Origin of the sequence: Mesorhizobium sp. C432A, assembly GCF_030323145.1 — a bacterium.
Lineage (GTDB): Bacteria > Pseudomonadota > Alphaproteobacteria > Rhizobiales > Rhizobiaceae > Mesorhizobium.
In genome coordinates this window covers 5,447,699-5,468,923 of sequence record NZ_CP100470.1, presented here as the reverse complement: position 1 = coordinate 5,468,923, position 21,225 = coordinate 5,447,699, and the positions used below count along the sequence as shown (strand labels likewise).

19 protein-coding genes are annotated in these 21,225 nt (G+C 62.4%); 8 read left to right on the top strand and 11 right to left on the bottom strand.

Going from position 1 to position 21,225, the window contains the following annotated elements:
* Positions 1–9: 9 nt before the first annotated feature.
* The 6 genes from NLY33_RS26955 to NLY33_RS26930 form a co-directional block, all read right to left on the bottom strand.
* The gene (locus NLY33_RS26955; protein ID WP_023705452.1) at positions 10–4,578 is read right to left on the bottom strand and encodes a YadA-like family protein; all 4,569 of its coding nucleotides are present in this window, start codon (positions 4,576–4,578) and stop codon (positions 10–12) included.
* Position 4,579: 1 nt separating this feature from the next.
* Entirely contained in the window at positions 4,580–4,999 is a 420-nt protein-coding gene (locus tag NLY33_RS26950) for a hypothetical protein (protein ID WP_023684558.1), read from the bottom strand.
* 233 nt (positions 5,000–5,232) lie between these two features.
* Positions 5,233–6,168 (bottom strand): helix-turn-helix domain-containing protein, encoded by a 936-nt coding sequence (locus NLY33_RS26945; protein WP_348528042.1) that lies wholly within the window; start codon positions 6,166–6,168, stop codon positions 5,233–5,235.
* An 807-nt stretch (positions 6,169–6,975) separates the two neighbouring features.
* Complete coding sequence (locus tag NLY33_RS26940) at positions 6,976–7,176, bottom strand: hypothetical protein (RefSeq protein WP_023705449.1); 201 nt, start codon at positions 7,174–7,176, stop codon at positions 6,976–6,978.
* 289 nt (positions 7,177–7,465) lie between these two features.
* Positions 7,466–8,275, bottom strand: coding sequence for a L,D-transpeptidase (locus NLY33_RS26935; RefSeq protein WP_023692792.1), 810 nt, complete (start codon positions 8,273–8,275; stop codon positions 7,466–7,468).
* 175 nt (positions 8,276–8,450) lie between these two features.
* Positions 8,451–9,113, bottom strand: a complete 663-nt coding sequence (locus NLY33_RS26930) for a haloacid dehalogenase type II (RefSeq protein ID WP_023705448.1) — start codon at positions 9,111–9,113, stop codon at positions 8,451–8,453.
* A 168-nt stretch (positions 9,114–9,281) separates the two neighbouring features.
* Between NLY33_RS26930 and NLY33_RS26925 the strand changes: the two genes are divergently transcribed.
* The 4 genes from NLY33_RS26925 (at position 9,282) to NLY33_RS26910 (ending at position 12,425) form a co-directional block, all read left to right on the top strand.
* The gene (locus NLY33_RS26925; RefSeq protein ID WP_023673688.1) at positions 9,282–10,160 is read left to right on the top strand and encodes a branched-chain amino acid aminotransferase; all 879 of its coding nucleotides are present in this window, start codon (positions 9,282–9,284) and stop codon (positions 10,158–10,160) included.
* A gap of 105 nt (positions 10,161–10,265) precedes the next feature.
* On the top strand, positions 10,266–10,868 hold the full coding sequence (locus NLY33_RS26920; protein ID WP_023692794.1) for a superoxide dismutase: 603 nt from the start codon (positions 10,266–10,268) through the stop codon (positions 10,866–10,868).
* A 159-nt stretch (positions 10,869–11,027) separates the two neighbouring features.
* The gene (locus tag NLY33_RS26915; RefSeq protein ID WP_023684552.1) at positions 11,028–11,465 is read left to right on the top strand and encodes a c-type cytochrome; all 438 of its coding nucleotides are present in this window, start codon (positions 11,028–11,030) and stop codon (positions 11,463–11,465) included.
* 9 nt (positions 11,466–11,474) lie between these two features.
* Positions 11,475–12,425 carry a cytochrome c gene (locus NLY33_RS26910; RefSeq protein WP_023705447.1) on the top strand — a complete coding sequence of 317 codons (951 nt, stop codon included), beginning with the start codon at positions 11,475–11,477 and terminating at the stop codon, positions 12,423–12,425.
* Between the two features lie 20 nt (positions 12,426–12,445).
* On the opposite strand, the gene NLY33_RS26905 is transcribed toward NLY33_RS26910, so the two are convergent.
* From NLY33_RS26905 to NLY33_RS26895, 3 genes are all read right to left on the bottom strand, one after another.
* Positions 12,446–12,835, bottom strand: a complete 390-nt coding sequence (locus NLY33_RS26905; RefSeq protein WP_023673684.1) for an SET domain-containing protein — start codon at positions 12,833–12,835, stop codon at positions 12,446–12,448.
* A 146-nt stretch (positions 12,836–12,981) separates the two neighbouring features.
* On the bottom strand, positions 12,982–13,608 hold the full coding sequence (locus NLY33_RS26900; RefSeq protein WP_023692796.1) for a LysE family translocator: 627 nt from the start codon (positions 13,606–13,608) through the stop codon (positions 12,982–12,984).
* Entirely contained in the window at positions 13,605–15,752 is a 2,148-nt protein-coding gene (locus NLY33_RS26895) for a S9 family peptidase (RefSeq protein WP_023708426.1), read from the bottom strand. Before NLY33_RS26895 ends, NLY33_RS26900 begins: the two co-directional genes overlap by 4 nt.
* Before the next feature lie 114 nt (positions 15,753–15,866).
* Between NLY33_RS26895 and NLY33_RS26890 the strand changes: the two genes are divergently transcribed.
* Both NLY33_RS26890 and NLY33_RS26885 read left to right on the top strand, forming a co-directional pair.
* Complete coding sequence (locus tag NLY33_RS26890) at positions 15,867–16,241, top strand: SH3 domain-containing protein (RefSeq protein ID WP_023705446.1); 375 nt, start codon at positions 15,867–15,869, stop codon at positions 16,239–16,241.
* Between the two features lie 412 nt (positions 16,242–16,653).
* Entirely contained in the window at positions 16,654–17,136 is a 483-nt protein-coding gene (locus tag NLY33_RS26885) for a Ros/MucR family transcriptional regulator (protein ID WP_286439373.1), read from the top strand.
* Between the two features lie 68 nt (positions 17,137–17,204).
* On the opposite strand, the gene NLY33_RS26880 is transcribed toward NLY33_RS26885, so the two are convergent.
* Together NLY33_RS26880 and NLY33_RS26875 are read right to left on the bottom strand one after the other, a co-directional pair.
* Positions 17,205–17,633, bottom strand: a complete 429-nt coding sequence (locus tag NLY33_RS26880) for a SufE family protein (protein WP_023684547.1) — start codon at positions 17,631–17,633, stop codon at positions 17,205–17,207.
* A 116-nt stretch (positions 17,634–17,749) separates the two neighbouring features.
* A complete protein-coding gene (locus NLY33_RS26875) occupies positions 17,750–18,118 on the bottom strand; it encodes a DUF5330 domain-containing protein (RefSeq protein WP_023684546.1) in 369 nt (122 codons plus the stop codon).
* Positions 18,119–18,650: 532 nt separating this feature from the next.
* Here NLY33_RS26875 and NLY33_RS26870 point away from each other — a divergent pair.
* Positions 18,651–20,396 carry a sensor histidine kinase gene (locus tag NLY33_RS26870; RefSeq protein WP_023705445.1) on the top strand — a complete coding sequence of 582 codons (1,746 nt, stop codon included), beginning with the start codon at positions 18,651–18,653 and terminating at the stop codon, positions 20,394–20,396.
* Entirely contained in the window at positions 20,371–21,159 is a 789-nt protein-coding gene (locus NLY33_RS26865; RefSeq protein ID WP_023705444.1) for a peptidoglycan-binding domain-containing protein, read from the top strand. Before NLY33_RS26870 ends, NLY33_RS26865 begins: the two co-directional genes overlap by 26 nt.
* Positions 21,160–21,225: the final 66 nt, after the last annotated feature.

Here is a 21,225-nt window from a genome sequence, read left to right as displayed (position 1 = left end):
GGCCGGGCTCTAGTTCAGCGTAAGGCTGACGCCCGCGCCGACACCCCAGTGTCCGCCTGCCGTCGTACCGGACAGGTTCGCTCGAACACGTCCTTCCTCGCTGGTGTAGCCGGCGCCGAAGGCCAGGGCGCCTTCACCGCGCCAATAGCCTCCGCCGGCGGCCACGCTCAGCTTGCCGGGACGATCGTCGTAGCGCAGCGAGCCGGCCGCCAAGCCGATTGCCGCAGCCTGGCGCGCCTCGCCCCTGACCTCTCCCATGTCCATGTTGAGCTGGCTGAGTTTGGAGTCCGCATACGCATTGGCTTGCTGCAGCGTGGTGGCCGCCACCTGGTTGGTGTAGTTCTTCGAATTGTCTAGGTTGAGTGCTAACCCGCTGTTGAACTGCTGAACATTGACCGCATCGGTGTTGGCAACGCCCGGCCCGACATTGTGGATGACCACCGGCGTGTTCGGGTCGCCGCCGGCAAGGGTAATCGAGTTGGACTTGTTGCCGTTCCCGTCCTTGTCGTACTGGACGGCGAACTGATTCAGGTCGCCGACGCTACCCTGCATGGCTTCGACCGCCTGGTTGGTGGCGAAGAGCTGGCTGCCGTTGATGGCGTCGGTGGAGGTGCCGCTGATCCGGCCCGCCGCGACATTGGTGACGGTGCGCTCGTTGCCGACGGTGCCGACGCTGACCGTGCTGGTCGGAGCTGTTCCGGCGAAGGTATAGGCAACGCCGTTGATCGTGGTGCCGGTGGTGGCGACCGCCGCCGCCGTCGTCGAGCCCGCGCCGAGCGCGACGCTGCCCGGCTCGTTGGCCTTTGCGCCGGCGCCGAGCGCCACCGCCTGCGCTCCGTTGGTGGTCGCGTTGGTGCCGAGGGCGATGCTGTCGGCCTGGTTGACCGTCGAATTCTGGCCGATCGCGATGCCTCCCGGCGCCGTCTGCTGCACGATGGCGCCGTTGCCGATGCCGATGCCATTGTCGCCATTGACGGTGGTGCGCGGACCGACCGCAACCGAATCGACGCCGACCGCGAGCGAATCCGCTGCCGTCGAATTGGCATGGAAGTACAGGCTCCCCGTCACCGCGAACGAGCTCAGCGCGCCCTTCAACTGGCGAAGCGTGACCGCGTCCTGGTCCTGCGTGCCGTCGGCCACGTTGATGATCTGGCGATAGGAGGTGGAGGTGCCGACCGAGACGGCGCCGAGCAGGCTCATGTCCGCGGTGTTGTAGGGAATGAGGCCGGTGCCGGAGAGGATCGATCCCGATACGGGCGCGACCGCCCGATCCGAAACCGAGCCGGCGCCAAGCGCCACGCCGCCGATGACGCTGGCCTGGGTGTCGCGGCCGAGCGCCAGCGCATTGTCGGCGCTCGCGGTCGCCTGGTAGCCCAGGGCGGAAGAGCCGATCCCTTGCGCGAAGGAGTCCGCGACGGCAAGCGTCCTGTCGTTGGTGCGCACATAGCGGATGCCGTCGCCATTGGCGTCGGTGTAGGCCAGCGAGGTGTCGCCGGCAATATTGCTGATCGAATTGCCGAGATTGGTGATGTCAGCAGTATTGGCGGCGATATCGGTGGTGTTCTGCGTCACCTGCTGGTTGGTCGCAAACAGCTGCGAGCCGTTGACCGCATCGGTCGAGGAGTTGCTCAACTGCCCGGCCGCGACGTTCTGGATCTGGCGTTCGGCGCCCACCGAGCCGACCGAGAATGCACCCGCGGGCGTCGCGCCGGCGAAGGTGTAGGCAACGCCGCCGATCGTGGTGCCGCCGACCGCCGTGGTCACGGTCGACACCGCATTCGCGCCGATCGCAACGTCGCCGGCATTGTTGGCCACGGCATTCGGGCCGACCGCAACGGAATCCGTCCCCAGGGCCTGGGAATCCGCCAGCGTCGAATTGGCATGGAAATACTTGATGCCGCCGCCGGTGCTGATGCTGTTGATTGTGTTGCCGAGATTGGTGATGTCGGCGGTGTTGGCGGCGATGTCGGTCGTATTCTGCGTCACCTGCTGGTTGGTGGCGAAGAGCTGCGAGCCGTTGATCGCGTCGGTCGACGAATTGCTGAGCCGGCCCGCCGCGACATTGGTGATGGTGCGTTCCGCGCCGACCGCGCCGACGCTGACGGTGCTTGCCGGCGTCGTGCCGGCGAAGTTGTAGGCGACGCCGCCGATCGTCGTGCCGGCGGTGCCGACCGCCGCGGCGGTTACCGAGCCCGAGCCGAGCGCCACGTCGCCGGCGTTGCTGGCGTTGGCGAGGGCGCCCAGCGCGATTGCATTCTGGGCGCCGGCATTCGCTCCTACGCCGAGAGCGGTCGCTTGAAAGGCGGTTGCAAACGCGTTCTGGCCGATCGCGGTGCTGGACGTGGCTGTGGCATTGGCGTTGGCACCGACGGCGGTGCTGTATTGGCCCGAGGCCTTGGAGATGTATCCCATCGCCGTTGCGTCAAGCGCCGATGCGACGGCGCCGCTGCCGAAGGCCGAGGCGTTGGCGTCGGAGGCGCTCGAATTGGTGCCGGCCGCGATGGCGTTTGTCCCCGTCGCGGTCGCGACTGGTCCGATAGCAACGGAGTCCGTGCCCGTTGCGGACGAGTCCGCCGCCGTCGAATTGGCGTGGAAATACTTGATGCCGCCACCGGTGCTGATGCTGTTGATCGTGTTGCCGAGATTGGTGATGTCGGCGGTGTTGGCGGCGATGGCCGTCGTGTTCTGCGTCACCTGCTGGTTGGTGGCGAAGAGCTGCGAGCCATTGATGGCGTCGGTCGACGAATTGCTGAGCCGGCCCGCCGCGACATTGGTGATGGTCCGCTCCGCGCCGAGCGCGCCGACGCTGACGGTGCTCGTCGGCGTCGTGCCGGCGAAGTTGTAGGCCGTGCCGCCGATCGTCGCGCCGCTGGTGCCGACCGCCGTCGCGGTCACCGAGCCCGAACCGAGCGCTACGTCGCCGGAGCTTGCCGTCGCCGTCGCGCCGTTGCCCAGCGCGACATTGCCGGCAAGGCCGGCTGCACCCGCCGTCGAGCCATTGCCCAGCGCCACGGAGCCTTGCCCGACGGCCTTGTTGTTGTTGCCGATGGCAACCGCGCCTGCGGCCTGGTTTGCGGCTGTGGCGGTTGCCGTGCCGTCGCTGTTGGCGATGTTGTTGGCGCCGCCGGTGAAGGCGCCGGTGCCGCTGGCATAGCTCGGATCGCCGATGGAGACCGCGCCGTTGCCAAAGGCTGTGTTGCCGGCGCCGATGGCGACAGCCTTGCCGCCCGTCGCCGTTGCATTCGTGCCCACTGCAACAGCGTCGGCGGAATTGGCGACCGCCGCATTACCGATCGCCACGGCGTTGGTGGCGCTGGCCTTGGAGCCGATGCCGAGCGCGGTGCTGGCAATCCCGCTGGCGGCGGCGCTGACACCGGCGGCAAGAGAATTGTCTCCCGTCGCATTCGCGCCGGAACCGAACGAGGAGGCGTTTGCGCCGCTGGCAACGGCGGTGTTGCCAATAGCAGTGCTGGCGGAGCCACTCGCAACCGAGGTAGCGCCCATCGCGGTGGCGAAAGCGCCCGAAGACAGCGAATTGGTGCCGATGGCGATGCTGTTGGGCAGGGCAGTGTTGGCCTGAACGCCTGCCTGCGCGCCGACGCCGAATGCGATGGATTGGTTGCCCCATGCACTGGCGGTGTTGCCCATCGCCGTTGCGCCCGTTCCGGTCGCTTTGGTCAGGACGCCGATGGAGACCGTGTTCTGTTGAGATGCCAGCACATCCGTACCAAGGGCGATGGCGCCCTGCGACAGCGCGCCTGTTCCCACGACGGTGCGCCCGCCAATGTTGATGGAGTTGATGCTAGTCGCGGTCGCCTGGAAACCGATGGCGACGGCATTCTGGTTGCTGGCGACGGCGCTGTTACCTTGCGCAATCGAATCCACGCCGGATGCTGTTGCCCCAAACCCGAGCGCGGTGGCGCGCAGCCCGGTCGCCCGGGTAACATAGCCGATCGCCGTCGAGTTCAGTCCGTCGGCACGCGCATTCAGGCCAAAGGCGGCCGCGCCTGTGGTTGCAACCGAATTGACGCCAATCGCGCTTGCTGCGTCCCCGTTGGCCTTGGCGTTCCCGCCCACGGCGAGGGCATTGACGCCGGTTGCGCCTGCGAAGACACCTATGCCTATGGCATTGAGGCCATTGACACCCATCGCATAGCCGATGGCGATCGTGCCGTCGCCCGTTGCACTGTTGGAACTGCCCAACGCCACGCTGTTGTTGCCATTCGTCGCGGTGCCGTTACCGATGGCGACGGCGTTGCCGCCGGTCGCCGAACCACCGCCAGCCTGGTATTGTGCCTGGGCCGGTGTGGCGATGCCGATCGCGGCGATTGCGGCCAAGCCTCCGATCATGCTGGCCGGGCTCACGCCGCAGGCCAATGCCGAACGCACGCTGGCGCCGACGCCCAACGTCCCCAACCCCAAACCCTTGCGGCGCATTCCAAGCGTACGATGCGCCATGCGCAGGACGGCCATCAGGCGGCGACGAACCGAGCGACTGTCGGCCGCACCCGCGATCCAGTTTCCGACAAATCCAGGAAGAAATTCGATCCTTGCTTGCCCCTCGACGCGTCTGGTCATGCTAGTTTTTCCTCGCAATTGCCGAGGCGCCCTGATGTGCCGCACCATTCGCCTCGGTGGCCAAAAAATCTTCGAAATTGCGCGTCTTCTCCCGTAACGAGAGACCAACCTTCGCGCCTTGTTTTTCAATCAGCTGATAGGCGCTCGCGACCCATGGCTGCGTCGGTTCTGGAACCGTATGCAGTGCAGCCTCCGTCCGTTCCGGCGGCAGGCTTACCGCCACCAGCGCGCGGCAGAGATCGAAATGAAATCCCGGATCGCCTTCACCACAAGCCGGAGAGGTCAGTCCAAGCACGAAACAGGCCAGGAGATGGTCGAGTTCCGCAGCGCTGATCCGGCTGGCGTATTGGCGTTGCAGTGCAGCCCAGGCCGCTTCGGCCTTAGGCGCGAAGACCTCGATTTCCGCGAATTGAATGTCCATGGGACAATCCGACATGCTGTATCATCTGGTTGCTCCCCCGCCCCAAATGACTTCCATCGCGACCATGAGCACATTCGCGGTGCAGGTATTTTGGAATAATCCGGAATCTTTGTAGGAAAATCCGGTATTTGGTCCCTGCGCGACAACTGTGACTGCTCTGCCACACAACCTTCGACTATACTGAAGATCAATCGAGGTATCGCCGCGGACAATCATGCGCGCCGCAACAGTCGTTAACGTTGCAGCTTGACCTGCCTGGGGGTTCTGTTCCGGTATCTGGACATGGTGACTGTCAAGTGGCTCTGGTCCGAGAATCCACTGAGATGAGCGACTTCCGCAATCGACAGGTCGCTCTCGATGAGAAGTTTTTCGGCGAAATCGAGACGCAGCCGCAGCAGGTATTTGTGCGGCGGCTCGCCAAAGGTCTTGGTGAATGCCAGGATGAAATGGCTCGGCGAAAGGCCACAGAGTGCGGCCAGCTCGGCCACCGCGATCTTGCTGGAAAAATTTACCTCCAGGAATTCGCGCACCCGCCGGGCGCTGCGGTTCGACAGACCGCCCTTTGGGGCTTGTGGCAACTTTCGCGCTCCTGCGTAGTTCCGAAGCAAATGGACGCCGAACATGGTGACCAACGAATCGACATAGAACTCGTTTGGAGTTTCCCGATCCGTCAGTTCCGCCTTCAGCAACTGCGCGAGTTGCAGCGCCTGGAAGTCGACGGTCCCGAACGGCGGCGGTTGAAGCTCGGCATGGCCGGTGTCGAATTCACGCGTTGCCAGCTCGAAGAGACTCTCGGGGGTGAGCGCCACGATTGCGCTTTCCGTGGTGGATGACCGGGTCACCTTGCCGCCGAGATCGGCTGGGACGATCATGATCATACCGACGTCGCCGTCGTATTCGTGGACTTTGTCGCTGCCCAGCGATGCCGCAATCCCTGGTGAGGGTGTAAGCAGAACCGAAGCGAAATGTTCCGCCGCTTTGAATGTGTGTGATCCCGGCCCATGAACGACATGAGCCGCGCCGCCTCGAAACGTGACCAGGTAGCGCCCCGCGCTTTCCGGCATTCCGTCGAAGATGCGACGATCCGCGCGCCGCCGCTCTGTCCCGGCGCTTTCCTGGACGTTGCCTCTATGTTGCATCTTCGTCTCTGCCACTGCTGCGCCGATCAATCCAATCCTGTGCTGTATCGAGGCGCCCAGAATTCACGTTTGCTCCTGGGCGTTCCTTCGAATCCTACAGATGCTGCTATATATTGCAAAGAAGAATTTGAGCTCATATGAAAATTTTACCAGGATTTTGACTATAAATTTACAGGTTTGAATTTTAGCCAAGGCTACCTGACTATTTTCCGACCTTATCTTACCATTTTTGCCTAGTTATTGTGCATAGTGTGCCGTCACAATCCAGAGTTGTATTCCGAATATAGATCGCGCGGCCATTGACAGAGCTGGTCGACTATCTGTCATTGCCACGGACGATCCAGCAGCAGTTATCGCCCGAACCATGGCTTCTTTCCCTTGTGCTTCTTCATGGCGGTGGCCAAATGGCCTTGATCCGAAAATCCCGCGAGGTAAGCGACTTCGGCGATGGCGACCCTCCGGGAGCGATCCAGGGCTGCGGACAGAGCATATCCCGCTCCCCCGCATGGTTGCTCTTCTGGGATTGGCATTTTCGGGGATTGTGCCGAGGGCGTGCCGATCGACCCGATCGGCGCCTGCGCTGCGTTCCTGAACCTCGCCCGCATTTTTCATTCAGCCTTGCCTCAGCCGCTTTGCCAGCCCATCGAAATTCCGTGCCGTGCAAACAGCCAACCCGGAAATCCGGACGGTAATTTGTATCCCCCATAGTCCTGCCCAAAGGCAGCGTAGCGCATCCCGCGGATAGAAAAACATTGTAAGTGAAGAAAAAAGTTCGCGCGAGAAAAACATGGCCTGGCTTGGCCGGCGCTACGGAATTATCCGGCTCACGCAGGCCTGCTAAAGATTGCCTCGGCGTTTCTCGTACAGATCCCAGGACAGCTCGACCATGGCCAGAAGAACGTCTTCCTGGCTCCACCCGGCGGCAACCGCCGCCTCGACAATTCCGCGGACGAGCGGCAGCAATTGGCGCTCGCATTCGGCCGACAGGTTGGCCTCGGCGCCGTCGGCAGGCGGACTATCGAAATCAAATCCCACCATCGGCGTACCCCCGCCATCAATGATCTAATGAAATGTATGTCTCTGCAATCATACTCCCGTCTAATATACATCAATCGGTAACGAAACACAGCAGCGTCGAGATTGACAGGGCATGGCCGCCCCGATTGCAGCGGCTCCGTGGTTTGTCTGGACGTCTTTTTTGGCCTCCTGTTGCCGGCATTGCATATCTTGGATGCGAACCCCAGGCATTCGCGTGAAGCTATCGGGATCCTGACGAGCTTTGCCGCATGGAGCGGAACCTGCCGCTTCATGGCATAGATGAAGTCGATCAGGTCACCGGGCCGAGCAGGACCGAGCCATCCGGCACCCCGCCATCGATCGGGATGGCTCTGCGGTTTGCGCTCGCCGCCATCGGCTGGCCGATGTCGGACGTCACGATGACCGGGCTCTTCGACGGCACGCGGTCGTAGAGGTCGATGATGTCCTGATTTATCAGGCGCACGCAGCCTGACGAGACGGATTTGCCGATCGAGTTCCATTCCGGCGAGCCATGCAGGCGGTAGAGCGTGTCGACGTTGTCGTGGAACAGGTAGAGCGCGCGGGCGCCGAGCGGGTTCTTGAGGCCGCCGGGCATGCCGCCGTTCTTGGCGCTGTATTCTTCCAGTTCAGGCTGGCGGGCGACCATCTCATCGGGCGGCGTCCATTTCGGCCATTTCTGCTTCCACTGGACGACGGCGTCTCCCGACCATTCGAAGCCGGCGCGACCGAGGCCGACGCCGTAACGGATCGCTTGGCCGCCTTCGCGCACCAGATAGAGGAAATGGTTGGTCGTATCGACGATGATGGTGCCTGGCCGCTGGCCGGTCGGATCGGGAACGATCTGGCGTAGGAACTGCGGGTCCATCTTCTTGATCGGGATCGCTGGGAGCTCGAACCCGCTGTCGGAAATCGGGCCGTACATCGTCGCATAGTCGCCGAGCGGCGGCTCGTCATAGGTCGGCGGTGGCGGTTCGACCGGCGCCGGTGCCGGTCCGGTGGTGGTGCAGGCGGAGACCGCAATCGAGGCGGCACCAAGGGCTGCAGCATTCAGAAAGCCGCGACGGCTCAGGCGATAGGGGTCGATTTCGGTCTTCAACATGGTTGCCTTTTTTAAGTCTCGAATCGCAAGAAAGCGTGAATGCCTTCAAGCGGCGCAGTGGTCGGCCTCCCCCAATGCCTGACGCGATAGGCGGTTCCGATTCTGGCCTGAGGGTGGACAAACAAAGGCGAAGCTGTGACCGCCCTGCCACTGTTGCTCGAAGGCAACAGAGTGATCAGCCGCCGGTCAGCAGGCCTTCAAGCGACGGCAGGATCAGCGCCGGCGGGAAATCCCGGTATTCCTCGGGCTGGTTGGCGCGGTTGATCCAGACGGTGCGAAAGCCGAATTTGGTGCCGCCGGCGACGTCCCAGCGGTTGGACGACTGGAACGAGACGGCGCCCGGATAGAGCCGCCAGCCCGTCGCCACCATGTCGTAGGTCGACGGGTCGGTCTTGAAGCGCCTGACGGCGTCGACCGAAAAGATATCGTCCAGCACCTGGTCGAGGGCGGCCGACTTGACCGCCGCTTCCAGCATCTCGGGCGAGCCGTTGGACAGGATTGCGAGCTTGGCGCCGGATGCTTTCAGTGCCTTCAGCACGGCCGGCACTTCCGGATAGCAGTCGAGCCGCCAATAGGCTTCGAGCAGCTTGGCCTTCAGTCCCTTGTCGGCGGAGGGAACCTTGCGCAGGGCGAAATCGAGCGCCTGTTCGGTGAGCTGCCAGAAATCGGCATAGCCGCCCATCAGCGTGCGCACCCAGGAATATTCCAGCTGCTTGGCGCGCCAGATTTCCGAAAGCAGCGGGCCGTCGGGGCCGATCTCGCCGTCGTGACGGCGCACGGCGGCGTGCACGTCGAACAACGTGCCATAGGCGTCGAAAACGTAAGCCGCGTAATGCATGGCGACAGTTTTGAGGGCAGGCGGCGCAAGGTGCAAGCATCGATTGTAGTCTTGATCGCTTTCTTGGGGCGCTCTGGCCTCAACAAAAACCGCTCCATGCCGGTTGACGGCGCCGGTCAAAGCATCTTCCAATGCTTGGCACAGGCAGCTTTGAAGCGGAACCGAACAATGACACTGGCGACTGCGGCGCTATCGGCGACATGGACCTTCGTCGACGGCGACTGGTACGAAGGCAACGTCGCCATTCTGGGTCCGCGCAGCCACGCCATGTGGCTCGGCACCAGCGTCTTCGACGGCGCCCGCTGGTTCGAAGGCGTCGCCCCCGATCTCGAGCTGCATGCCGCTAGGGTGAACGCATCGGCGACCGCGCTCGGCCTCGCGCCGTCGATGAGCGCCGATGAGATTGTTGGACTGACCTGGGACGGGCTGAAGAAGTTCGACGGCAAGACAGCGGTCTACATCAGGCCGATGTACTGGGCCGAGCATGGCGGCTACATGGGCGTGCCGGCCGATCCGGCCTCGACCCGTTTCTGCCTCTGCCTCTACGAATCGCCGATGATCTCGCCGACCGGCTTTTCGATCACCGTGTCGCCGTTCCGGCGGCCGACCATCGAGACCATGCCGACCAATGCCAAGGCCGGCTGCCTCTATCCCAACAATGGCCGCGCCATCCTCGAAGCGAAGGGACGCGGCTTCGACAATGCGCTGGTGCTGGACATGCTGGGCAATGTCGCCGAGACCGGAACCTCGAACATCTTCCTGGTCAAGGACAGCCACGTGTTGACGCCGGCGCCCAACGGCACCTTCCTGTCCGGCATCACCCGCTCGCGCACCATGACGCTGCTTGGCGATTACGGCTTCAAGACCACGGAGAAGATGCTGTCGGTGCGCGACTTTCTCGAAGCCGACGAGATCTTTTCGACCGGAAATCATTCCAAGGTCGTGCCGATCACCCGCATCGAGGACCGCGATCTGCAGCCCGGGCCGGTGGCCAAGAAAGCGCGCGACCTTTATTGGGAATGGGCGCATTCGACTTCCGCCGGTTGAGCCGCTAAAAGGCAATTGGCGCTTCATTCCGGAGTTGTTCCAGATCAATGCAGCCCTATCTTAATCCGGTATCCGCACCGGATTTTTCCATGAGGAGTATGACCGATGGCTTTTGAATTGCCCGCCTTGCCCTACGACTACGAGGCCTTGCAGCCTTACATGTCGAAGGAGACGCTGGAGTATCACCACGACAAGCACCACAAGGCCTATGTCGACAACGGCAACAAGCTGGCCGCCGAAGCGGGCCTCGGCGATCTGTCGGTCGAAGAGGTGGTCAAACAGTCGTTCGGCAAGAATGCCGGCCTCTTCAACAACGCAGCCCAGCACTACAACCACATCCATTTCTGGAAGTGGATGAAGAAGGGCGGCGGCGGCAACAAGCTTCCGGGCGCCCTGCAGAAGGCTTTCGACGCCGACCTCGGCGGCTACGACAAGTTCAAGGCCGACTTCATCGCCGCCGGCATCACGCAGTTCGGCTCGGGCTGGGCCTGGGTCTCGGTCAACGACGGCAAGCTGGCGATCTCCAAGACACCGAATGGCGAGAACCCGCTCGTCCATGGCGCATCGCCGATCCTCGGCGTCGATGTCTGGGAACATTCCTATTACATCGACTACCGCAACGCGCGGCCGAAATATCTCGAGGCCTTCGTCGACAGCCTCATCGACTGGGACCATGTCCTTGAAATGTACGAAGAGGCGAAAGCCTGATCGACCCAGAGAAGCCCCGGTACTCCGGGGCTTTTCTTTCTCAGCTGAAGCAGCAGGCACACAAAATTCGGCAGAATCCGGCCGGCGGACAGGGAATAATCCCGGCCCGCCCTCCGTTAACGTTAGGTCGCGACCCCTCATCATCCTGGAGCCAATTGAATGAGAAAGCTTGTTATCGCCATCTCTATGCTCAGCCTCGCCGCCTCGGCGGCTTTTGCCGACCCGATCCTCGACCGACAGGGACTGATGAAGGAACGAGGCAAGATCGTCGGCGGCCTGTCGAAGATCGCCAAGGGCGAAGCGGACTTCGATGCCGCCGCCGTGCTGACGGCGCTGCAGGCGCTGCAGGTCAACGCGGAAAAGTTCGATGTCGACACGCTGTTCCCGGCCGGCAGCGACAGCGGTGATACCACCGCCTCGCCCAAAATCTGGAAAGACATGGCGGGCTTCAAATCGACCGAAGACAAGTACCTCGCCGACGTCAAGGCCGCAGTCGCCGCCGCACCCGCCGATGTCGATGCGCTGAAGGCGCAGATCGATACGCTCGGCAGTGATTGCGGCACCTGCCACAAGACCTATCGGGTGAAGAAGAGCTGATCCCGGGCAATGCCCTTGTGGAAAAAATTTGTCGGCGCCGCCCTTGTCCTGGGCGTCGTCGGTGCCGGCGCCGGCTGGCTGTTGTCGGCGCCGGTCAAGCTCGACACTGACACCCTGGCGCAGCTCGGCCCCGGCGACGCCGCCAGGGGCAAGCGCATTTTCAATGCCGGCGGCTGCACCTCCTGTCACGCCAAGCCGGGCTCGCAAGGCGACGGCCGTTTGCAACTGGTCGGCGGCCTCGAGCTCAAGACGCCGTTCGGCACCTTCGTGCCGCCCAACATCTCACAGGATCCCAAGGACGGCATCGGCGCCTGGACGGTCGAGGACCTTGCCAACGCCATGCTGAAGGGCGTGTCGCCGTCGGGCGAGCATTTCTATCCGGCCTTTCCCTACGCGTCCTACGCCCGGATGAAGCCGGCTGATATTGCCGATCTCTATGCGTTCCTGAAGACGCTGCCGGCGGTCGCCGGCAAGGCGCCCGACAATTCCCTGACTTTCCCCTTCAACATCCGCCGCGGCCTCGGCCTGTGGAAGCGGCTCCATCTCAGCAAAGAGCCGGTGATTGCCTTTGCCGATGGCACGCCTGATCTGGTACTCGCCGGCCGCTATCTGGTCGAGGGGCCCGGCCATTGCGGCGAATGCCACACGCCGCGCGACATCACCGGCGGCACCAGGAAGAGCCAGTGGCTGGCTGGCGCGGCGGCCGCCGAAGGCAGCGGCATCGTGCCGAACATCACATCGGGCGAAGGCGGGCTCGGTGACTGGTCGGAAGCCGACATCGCCAACTATCTCGAAACCGGTTTTACCCCTGATTTCGATTCGGTCGGCGGCGCCATGGTCGACGTGCAGCGCAACATGGCCGAACTGCCGCCGGAAGATCGCGCGGCAATAGCCGCCTATCTCAAGGCGGTGCCGCCGCATCCCAACGGCTACCCGGTGCGCAGCAAGCCGGCCAAGTGATCCCGGCCACAGGTGGCGATCTACAGGTGGCGATCGCCGAGGAAGTCGAAGCCCGTCTCGAAGAAATGGCTGTAATTGCAGGTCAGTTCCTCGCCGGGTGCGATGTCGCGCAAGGCATAGGTTTCCTCGGGCGAGGAGACGTCGCAATTCGGTTCGTCGTCATGGTTCATGTAGCGGGCGTCGTCGGCTTCGAAGACGATGTAGTTCGGATCCCGGCGGTCTGGATAGGAATAACGGTCGAGATAGTTCTTCACCGGGCCGCTCTCGCCTTCATAGGTCTCGACGTCGATGATCCGGTCGAATCTGGGGTCGAGCTTCCAGACCAGCGTGCCCTTGGCAATGTGGTTCCTGGCGAAAACCCCGATGCCCTGGATCGGTGATTTCTCGAGATAGGTGTCGACGAGCAACATAGTGGCCCCTTTGCGTATGTCATGGTCTGGAAGGTGGCGCGCATTGGGTAGCGCGCAGCCATTGCAAATGCGAGTGAAAATGAGCAGCCTGGAATTCAAAAAGTGACGATCGGCGCGCCTCGACGGGCGCGCCTTTCGCATCGACATCAGCGCTGCTGCAAGGCCAGACGGACGCCTAACGCGCAGTAGATGCCGCCAACCACCTTGCCTTGCCATTTCACCACCGACGGATTGCGGCGCAGGAACGTGCCGAGCCGGCCCGCACTCACGGCAAAGACGACTGTGCTGAAAAGGCCGAGCAGAACAAAGATTATGCCCAGCGTCATCAGCTGGAGCATCACCGATCCGTTTTCAGGCCGCACGAACTGGGGCAGGAAGGCGAGGAAGAAAAGCGCCGTCTTTGGATTAAGCACTTCGGTCAGGACAGCTTGACGAAACGCCTTGCTGGCGGAGATCGCGAGTGCGCCGGCAGTAGGGTCGGCCGGTATTCTCTCGATGATTGCGCGGATGCCGAGGTAAACGAGATACGCCGCGCCGATGTATTTTACGACGCTGAACAGCGTTGCCGAAGTGGCGATGATCGCCGAAATGCCGACCATCGCCATGATGGTATGGAACACATCGCCAGCCGCGACGCCCGCGCCCGTAGCGACGCCAACCCTGGTTCCGGAACTCGTCGCTCGCGCGACCGTCAAAAGCGTGGCTGGGCCTGGAATAAACACAAAGCCAAGCACAACCGCTATGTAAGCCGTCAAGGTGGATAGATCGATCATTGCGACGCCTCCGTTGCATTCTCAGCCTTGCCCGTAACCTCGGGTTCGGGCTTGGCCGTAACCTTGAGCGCGAAGGAGTAGGTATAGGCGATCTCCTCCAGCCTTGAAAAGCGGCCGGAGGCGCCGGCATGGCCGGAATCCATGTTGATCTTGAACAGCACCGGATTGTCGCCGCTCTTGCGCTCGCGCAGCCGCGCCACCCATTTGGCCGGCTCCCAATAGGTGACGCGCGGATCGGTGAGGCCGGCCAGCGCCAGGATCGGCGGGTAGTCGTGATCGGCGACATTGTCATAGGGTGAGTAGGCGGCGATCGTTTGGTAATCTTCCGCCGACGCGATCGGGTTGCCCCATTCCGGCCACTCCGGCGGCGTCAGCGGCAAGCTTGCGTCGAGCATCGTGGTCAGCACGTCGACAAAGGGGACCTCGGCAACGATGGCGCCGAAATTTTGCGGCGCCATGTTGGCGATCGCACCCATCAGCATGCCGCCGGCCGAGCCGCCTTGCGCGACGATGCGGTCGTGTTGGGTGTAACGCTCGGCGACGAGATGCTGCGCGACGGCGATGAAATCGGTGAACGTGTTCATCTTGTGCGCCCGCTTGCCGTCGTCATACCAGCCATAGCCCTTGTCCTTGCCGCCGCGGACATGGGCGATGGCAAAGACAAAGCCACGGTCGACCAGCGAGAACCAGTTGGTGTTGAACGCCGCCGGAATGGCAATGCCGTAAGAGCCGTAGCCGTAAAGCAGGCACGGTGCGGAGCCATCGAGCGGCGTGTCGCGGTGGTGCAGCAGCGAGACCGGCACCAGTTCGCCATCGGCGGCCGGCGCCATCAGCCGGCGCGTGACATAATGATCCGGATTGTGACCGGACGGCAATTCCTGGGTCTTCAGCAGCACACGTTCGCGGCTGCGCATATTGTAGTCGAAGACCTGCGCCGGGGTCGTCATCGACGAATAGGTGAAGCGCATGATCTCGGTGTCGTATTCATAGGACCCCGACAGGCCGAGCGAGAACGCCTCTTCGTCGAACGAGATCAGATGCTCCTCGCCGCTGCGGCGATCGCGCACGACGATGCGCGGCAGCCCTTCCTTGCGCTCGAGCCTGACCATATGATCCCTGAAGCCGACCACCGACAGGATCAGCCGGCCTGGCTCGTGCGCCACCAGCTCTTCCCAATTGGCGCGAACCGGGTCATTAGCCGGCGCCGTCATGATCTTGAAGTCCTTGGCGCCGTCGGCATTGGTGAGGATAAAGAAGATGGCGCCGCCTTCTTCCAGATCATATTGCAGGCCAGTCTCGCGCTTTGCCACCAGCTTTGGCTCGGCGAAAGGCTCATCGGCGCGCATCAGGTGATATTCCGAGGTTTCGTGATCGTTGATCCCGATCATGATCCATTCGTTGGAGCGCGTGCCGCCGACATCCATGAAGAAGCCGGGATCGGTTTCCTCATAAATCAGCCGGTCATTAAGGGGGCTGCCGCCGAGCGCGTGGAACAGCACCTTGGACGGGCGATGATTGTCGTCGAGCCTTGTGTAGAAGAAGCCGTCATCGGCGGCATTCCAGACGCCGCCACCACTGGTGGCCTCGATCTGGTCGCTCAGTTCCTTGCCGCTGGTGAGATCGCGCACGCGAAGTGTGAAGAATTCAGAGCCCTTGTCGTCGAACGCCCACAACAGCTTGCGGTGATCGGCCGAATGGTCGACGCCGCCGAGGCGGAAATAGGGCTTGCCCTCGGCTTCCGCGTCGCCATCGAGCAGGATCTGCTCATCGCCGCCATCGCGCGGCATGCGGAAATAGCGGGGCTGTTCGCCGCCAAGCTTGAAGGATGAGCCGTAAGCATAGGGGCCATCCTTCATCGGCACCGTCGAATCATCTTCCTTGATGCGCCCCTTCATCTCGCCGAACAGCTGCTTCCGAAGCTCTAGCGTATCGGCCATAAGCACTGCTTGATAGGCGTTTTCGGCTTCGAGATGGGCGCGGATGCGGCCCTCAAGCAGGGAAGGGTCCCTGAACATCGCCTGCCAGTTCTCGGCCCTCAGCCAGGCATAGTCATCTGTGCGGGTAATGCCGTGATGCGTGTCGAAGACGGGGTGTTTCTCGGGGCTCGGCGGGCTGGCGGTCGGAAAAGCTGAGGTCTTGGTCATTGCGTCTCACTGAAGAAATTACTTGAATGGCAAATGAACACGCCGATCAGCGCGGGTTCAAGGGCCGGGATGTATTGGTTGCGGCGGGCTCGGGAGATGAGCCAAAAGGAGAGGATGATGAATTTCCATATCAACACCGCTGCGGCTCTCGCCGTCGTCGCTTCGACCGTTCTGGCTTTCACCGGCCAGTCTCATGCAACCGCGTTCGCCGCTTGGCAAGTGGCTGGCGTGCCGTTCGGCGACACGCTCAACGTTCGCAAATATCCGTCCGGCACCTCGCAGAAGCAGGCCGCCTATCCCAACGGGACGATCCTGCAGATGACCGGCAAGTGCACCGGCGGCTTGAATCTTCTGGAGATCGCCGGCCAGCCGCACTGGAAACAGAAACAGGCAATTCGCTATCAATGGTGTCAAGTTTGGCACGACCCGGCGCAAAATGGTGCTTTTGTTAGTGGCTGGGTCTATGGAAAATACCTCACGCCGTATTGAATCCGGTCAGACCGAAGATCTTCTTCGGCGGGTTTCGCCAACGCTTTGCAACTTGCGGTTTGGTACGAATCCGACAATCAGCTGCCCAAACCTTGAAGCATAGACCAAGCATCGCTGCCCACTTTATGAGTCCCTGCTGATTTAGCGATGGCGTGACCTTACGTCATGCTAGTCCTGGTCCGACCAGAAAATATCGCGAAGTTACAGAGTGCACGAAAGATTGAAGCTGAAGAGCGACTATTCGATGAATATCGTTGAATATAGCGCAAGATGCGAATTGACTTACTTTGTCTGTGGGCTCATTAAGATGCCCGGACGCGAATCCATGAAGCTCTTCCCGCGTGAAATTCGCGCCATGCCCGATCTTCCAAAAAGGGCGCAAACAGAAACATCCTTCGTTGGGGCCTAAACCATGGATATCGTCGAAACACCTTCCAGAAATAGCGATGCGCTGATCGAGCTGACCGCCGATGTGGTGGCAGCCTATGTCAGCAACAATCCCGTGCCGGTCGGCGAATTGCCGAACCTTATCGCTGATGTCCATGCCGCTCTCGGGCGCGTGGGCGGAGCAAGCGAACAGCCTCCGGCCGACAAGCAGAAGCCTGCGGTAAACCCGAAGCGCTCTGTTCATGACGATTACATCGTCTGCCTTGAAGATGGCAAGAAGTTCAAGTCGCTGAAGCGCCACCTGATGACCCATTACGGTCTGACGCCCGATGAATACCGCGAGAAGTGGAATCTCGACGCCAGCTATCCGATGGTTGCCCCCAACTATGCCGCTGCCCGTTCGCAGCTGGCCAAGAAGATGGGCCTCGGCCGCAAGCGCAAGGGCGGTAACACCGGCTCCAATGGACAAGATCAACGGCGCCCCTTACGGCGCCGTTTTTGTTTCTAGAACAATTCCAGGAAAACTGCCGAGCGCTTTCCCTTGGAATTGCGTCGAAAGAAGAGAAGATAGAGCAATCAAGCAGTCTGCTTGAGAGCCATCTCGGCGTCGCGCTTGATGCGCTTGACCATCGAGCGCAGGCCATTGGCCCGCTGCGGCGACAGATGTTCGTCGAGGCCAAGCGACCTCAGCGTCGCCTCGGCGTCCGTTTCAAGGATCTGGCTGGCAGTCCGTCCCGAAAACAGCGCCAGCATGATGGCGACCAGACCGCGCACGATATGAGCGTCTGAATCGCCTGTGAAGGTGATGACCGGATCGGCGCCCGGCGCTCGGCTCGTGGTCAGCCAGACCTGGCTGACGCAGCCCGGCACCTTGTTGGCGGCGTTGCGTTCGGCGTCGGGAAATGGCGGCAGCGCTTCGCCGAGCTCGATGACATAGCGATAGCGGTCTTCCCACTCGTCGAGCAGGGAGAAGTCGTCGCGGATCGTCTGGATCGTCGTGGCCATTGCTCGGGATATAGTCATCCGCGGCTGCGGCGTCACGGAAAAAGAAGAAAAGCACCGCAGGCATCGAGAGGTCCGACCGGCCTGCGGTGTCGCTGTAGATACAGCTGAAACGGTGTTTAGTTCTTCGCCACCAGCTTGGCAGGTATGTTGACTGTCGCCGGCAGCACGATGTCCTTGGCGACGCTGCCGGTGGCCAGCGATGTATCGGGCGAGGTCTCGGCGCTCTTGTCGTCCAGCATGGCGGCGGCGATCTTGGCGGTTTCCTTGGCCCGGGCGCTGATCGTATGCATCGCCGACTTGCCGGTTTCGCAGACGTCCGGCTTACGCTCGCAAATGCCGGCGATGTCGCCGACCGCTTCGCGCGCCGCAAAAAGCGCCTGGAACGGCCCGACGCTCTCGCGGCCATCCTCGTCGGGGCCGACGGTCAGCGGCAGCGCCAGCAACACCAGCGAAAACCAGAACGCCATTCTTATCAAAAAGCCCATCGATCTGCCCTCTCGTCCAATGACCGGATCATGCGTCCATGCGCAATGACCTCTTTATATCAGCGACAATGGCACATGAGGCGCAAAGGACGGCTTTCCTGCTCAGCGAAAATTTTCCTCAAATTTTAGGCAAATTCGAAGCGAGGCGTTTTGCAGTGCATTAGCCTCAAATGCCGACAATTTTCTTAACCTTGCAGTAACCATCTAAGCGATTGTTGCGCATGGATATCTTCAGAAGAGCAGGCATGCCGGCTCAGGGTTTCGCAGCCACGGGCACGCCCTTTGCACATAACGCTCCGTTTACTATGGCCACAAATGGCGGTGCATTCCGGTGCCGGCGCTCCAATTTTTGCCGCAGCGCGCTCGTTGTTCCGGTCAGCCTTATTCATTCCTTAAACGCTGGATGCGAGTTTCAAACAAGCAAAAGCGACCTGCAAAGCAGGGGCAGTCACGACCGGGTGCGAGTGCGTTGAGTTTGACAACTGCCAGATATATTGAACTGCCTGGCGCGCTGGCGGCCGGTTGCGAACGCATGGTCCATCCGGCCATCATCGGCCAGGGCGATCGCCTGCGCCAGCGCCGGTTCATCGGCATCATGCTTGCCGCTCCGTTCTTCGCCGCCGGTGCGGCGGTGACACTGGTCACCTCGGGCATGGGCGCCGCCGTCACCGTCGCAACCATTTTCGCCGCCTTCGGTCTTTGCTGGTTCGCCGCCTTGCTGGTGGCGGCGTCGGGCAAGATGACGCTGGCAGCCCAGGTTGCCCTTGCCGCCGGCGGTCTTGCCCTTGCCGGCGCCGTCGCGGCAGCAGGCGGCCTGGCGTCGCCGGTTGCGCTGCTGGCCCTGGCACTGCCATTCGAGGCCTGGTGGATCGGCGGTTCAAAGCGCGCGGCACTTTGGGGCGGCCTCTCAACCTTGGCCGCAATGCTGCTGCAGCCCTTTGTCGGCTCTGTCGTCCCGCTCGGAGGGGCGCAAGTCGCGGCGTGGCACTGGCTGCTGCCGCTCGCCTGGGGCCTGACGCTGGTTCCCCGGCTCGCAGCCCTAGGCGATGCCGCACGCGCGCAGCCCGCGCGGCTTCCAAACGACCGCCTTGAAGACATGATCGACGCCGTTGTCCTGCATGTCGCCCGGCATGGCGAGGTCCTGGATGCCTCAGCCAAGGCGCGCACCATCCTGAAGCTGCCGCCGGAACTGCTTTTCGGCGCCGGGCTGTTCGACCGCATCCACCTGTCCGATCGCGTCGCTTATCTCAGCGCGCTTGCCGACATGCGCGATGGCGCCCTGGCGCGCCGGCTCGATCTTCGGGTAAGGCTGCCGCAGGACGGCAGCGCCTCGACGGCCGACAATTACCGGCCATTTCAGCTCGAACTGATGCGTGCCGAAGAGCAGCAGGAGACCTTCACTCTGCTGCTGCGCGAGAACGACGAGACTGCCGAATTGCGCGACGAGCTTGCTGCCGCCAATGAGGCCGCAGCGTCGGCCGAGGTGGCGAAGGGCCGCTTCCTGGCGGTCGTCAGCCATGAGCTTCGGACGCCGCTCAACGCCATCATCGGTTTTTCCGACATGCTGCTGCATGAGATGTTCGGCGGCTTCAAGGACCCGCGCCAGAAGGAGTATGTCGGCCTGGTGAAGGAGTCGGGCCAGCATCTGCTTGCCGTCGTCACCTCCATCCTTGATGTCTCGAGGATCGAGGCCGGCGCCTACGCGACCGAGCCCGAACCGTTCCGCTTTATCGAAGCGGTCGAGATGTGCCAGTCGATGATGCAGCTACAGGCCAATGCCAAGAACATCGGTCTCCAGGCGCAGATTGCGCCGGATGCCGGCGAGATCAATGCCGACCGTCGTGCCGTGCAGCAGATCCTGATCAACCTGGTCTCCAATGCTGTCAAGTTCACGCCCGATGGCGGCGATGTCGTCGTCGGCGCCAAGCGGATCGGCTCGCGGCTGCATTTCTGGGTCAGGGACACCGGCATCGGCATCGCCGAGGAAGATTTTGTCAATCTCGGCAAGCCGTTCATGCAGATCCAGAACGACTATACGCGCCGCTTCGAGGGCACCGGGCTCGGCCTGTCGCTGGTCAAGGGCCTGGTGGCGCTGCACGACGGCACGATGTCGATCGAAAGCATGCCGGGCGAGGGGACGACGGTCACGATCAGCCTGCCGGTGAACGGGCCGAAGAGGAGCGCGACCGACAGGAACGGCGTGCTGCCGATGCCCGCGACCAGGACGAAAGGCGACGCGAAAGGGGACAGGAATGGCTCGCTCCGCAAAACAGCCTAAGGCGGTCAAGCGCCGCAGCGGCGCGTTCGAGGCCGGCGCGATTGCGCTCGGCGGCGCGATCTCGCGCAATCCGGTCCTGGTCGGCGGGTCGACCGCCTTCCTGGTGACGCTGTTCTACGTTTCCGCCAACGCGCTGTGGTACCAGCCGTTTCCGCATGCCGGCGCCTTCTTCGCCACCCGCAGCATCGAGGGTTTTCCGCACCCCGGCGCGGACGAACCCGAAACCACCATCAACATCCTGCGGCCCGGCCCGGCACCCGTCAAAAGCGACCCGACCGTCGAGCAGGTCCAGGGCATCCTGAAGGATCTCGATTTCTACACGGGAACGGTCGACGGCATTTCCGGGCCGAATACCCAAAAGGCGATCCAGGCCTACCAGCAGAAGGTTGGCCTGCCGGCGTCCGGCGAGATCGATGCTGTGCTGCTCGACCAGCTCGGCGCCAAGCAGACCACGGCTGGCATCCCGCATCCTGTGCCGAGGCCCGTGGATATGGCCGCTGCTCCCGTCGCCGCGCCCGAGGCCGCGCCTGCGCCCATCCCGGTTTCCGCGTCGGTATCCGCCCAGGCGCCCGATGCCCGCATCGTCAAGATCCAGGCCGGCCTGAAGGCATTCGGCAATGACGACATGCAGCTCGACGGCGTCGTCGGCGCCCGCACCAAGGCGGCGATCAAGGAATTCCAGTCGCTGTTCGGCCTGCCGGAAACGGGCGAGCCCGACGAGGTCGTCTACGTCAAGATGCGCGAGATCGGCCTGACCAATTGAGTGGTCAAGACGACCGCTCGCGGATAGACGAAAATCCGGCTAAGACGCCGCGCATGTCCTCCGGAG

Excerpts from the sequence above, each read along its gene's own strand:
- NLY33_RS26955 (WP_023705452.1), bottom strand. The coding sequence starts at position 4,578 with ATGACCAGACGCGTCGAGGGGCAAGCAAGGATCGAATTTCTTCCTGGA.
- NLY33_RS26950 (WP_023684558.1), bottom strand. The coding sequence starts at position 4,999 with ATGGACATTCAATTCGCGGAAATCGAGGTCTTCGCGCCTAAGGCCGAA.
- NLY33_RS26940 (WP_023705449.1), bottom strand. The coding sequence starts at position 7,176 with ATGGTGGGATTTGATTTCGATAGTCCGCCTGCCGACGGCGCCGAGGCC.
- NLY33_RS26935 (WP_023692792.1), bottom strand. The coding sequence starts at position 8,275 with ATGTTGAAGACCGAAATCGACCCCTATCGCCTGAGCCGTCGCGGCTTT.
- NLY33_RS26930 (WP_023705448.1), bottom strand. The coding sequence starts at position 9,113 with ATGCATTACGCGGCTTACGTTTTCGACGCCTATGGCACGTTGTTCGAC.
- NLY33_RS26925 (WP_023673688.1), top strand. The coding sequence starts at position 9,282 with ATGACACTGGCGACTGCGGCGCTATCGGCGACATGGACCTTCGTCGAC.
- NLY33_RS26920 (WP_023692794.1), top strand. The coding sequence starts at position 10,266 with ATGGCTTTTGAATTGCCCGCCTTGCCCTACGACTACGAGGCCTTGCAG.
- NLY33_RS26915 (WP_023684552.1), top strand. The coding sequence starts at position 11,028 with ATGAGAAAGCTTGTTATCGCCATCTCTATGCTCAGCCTCGCCGCCTCG.
- NLY33_RS26910 (WP_023705447.1), top strand. The coding sequence starts at position 11,475 with ATGCCCTTGTGGAAAAAATTTGTCGGCGCCGCCCTTGTCCTGGGCGTC.
- NLY33_RS26905 (WP_023673684.1), bottom strand. The coding sequence starts at position 12,835 with ATGTTGCTCGTCGACACCTATCTCGAGAAATCACCGATCCAGGGCATC.
- NLY33_RS26900 (WP_023692796.1), bottom strand. The coding sequence starts at position 13,608 with ATGATCGATCTATCCACCTTGACGGCTTACATAGCGGTTGTGCTTGGC.
- NLY33_RS26895 (WP_023708426.1), bottom strand. The coding sequence starts at position 15,752 with ATGACCAAGACCTCAGCTTTTCCGACCGCCAGCCCGCCGAGCCCCGAG.
- NLY33_RS26890 (WP_023705446.1), top strand. The coding sequence starts at position 15,867 with ATGATGAATTTCCATATCAACACCGCTGCGGCTCTCGCCGTCGTCGCT.
- NLY33_RS26885 (WP_286439373.1), top strand. The coding sequence starts at position 16,654 with ATGGATATCGTCGAAACACCTTCCAGAAATAGCGATGCGCTGATCGAG.
- NLY33_RS26880 (WP_023684547.1), bottom strand. The coding sequence starts at position 17,633 with ATGGCCACGACGATCCAGACGATCCGCGACGACTTCTCCCTGCTCGAC.
- NLY33_RS26875 (WP_023684546.1), bottom strand. The coding sequence starts at position 18,118 with ATGGGCTTTTTGATAAGAATGGCGTTCTGGTTTTCGCTGGTGTTGCTG.
- NLY33_RS26870 (WP_023705445.1), top strand. The coding sequence starts at position 18,651 with ATGGTCCATCCGGCCATCATCGGCCAGGGCGATCGCCTGCGCCAGCGC.
- NLY33_RS26865 (WP_023705444.1), top strand. The coding sequence starts at position 20,371 with ATGGCTCGCTCCGCAAAACAGCCTAAGGCGGTCAAGCGCCGCAGCGGC.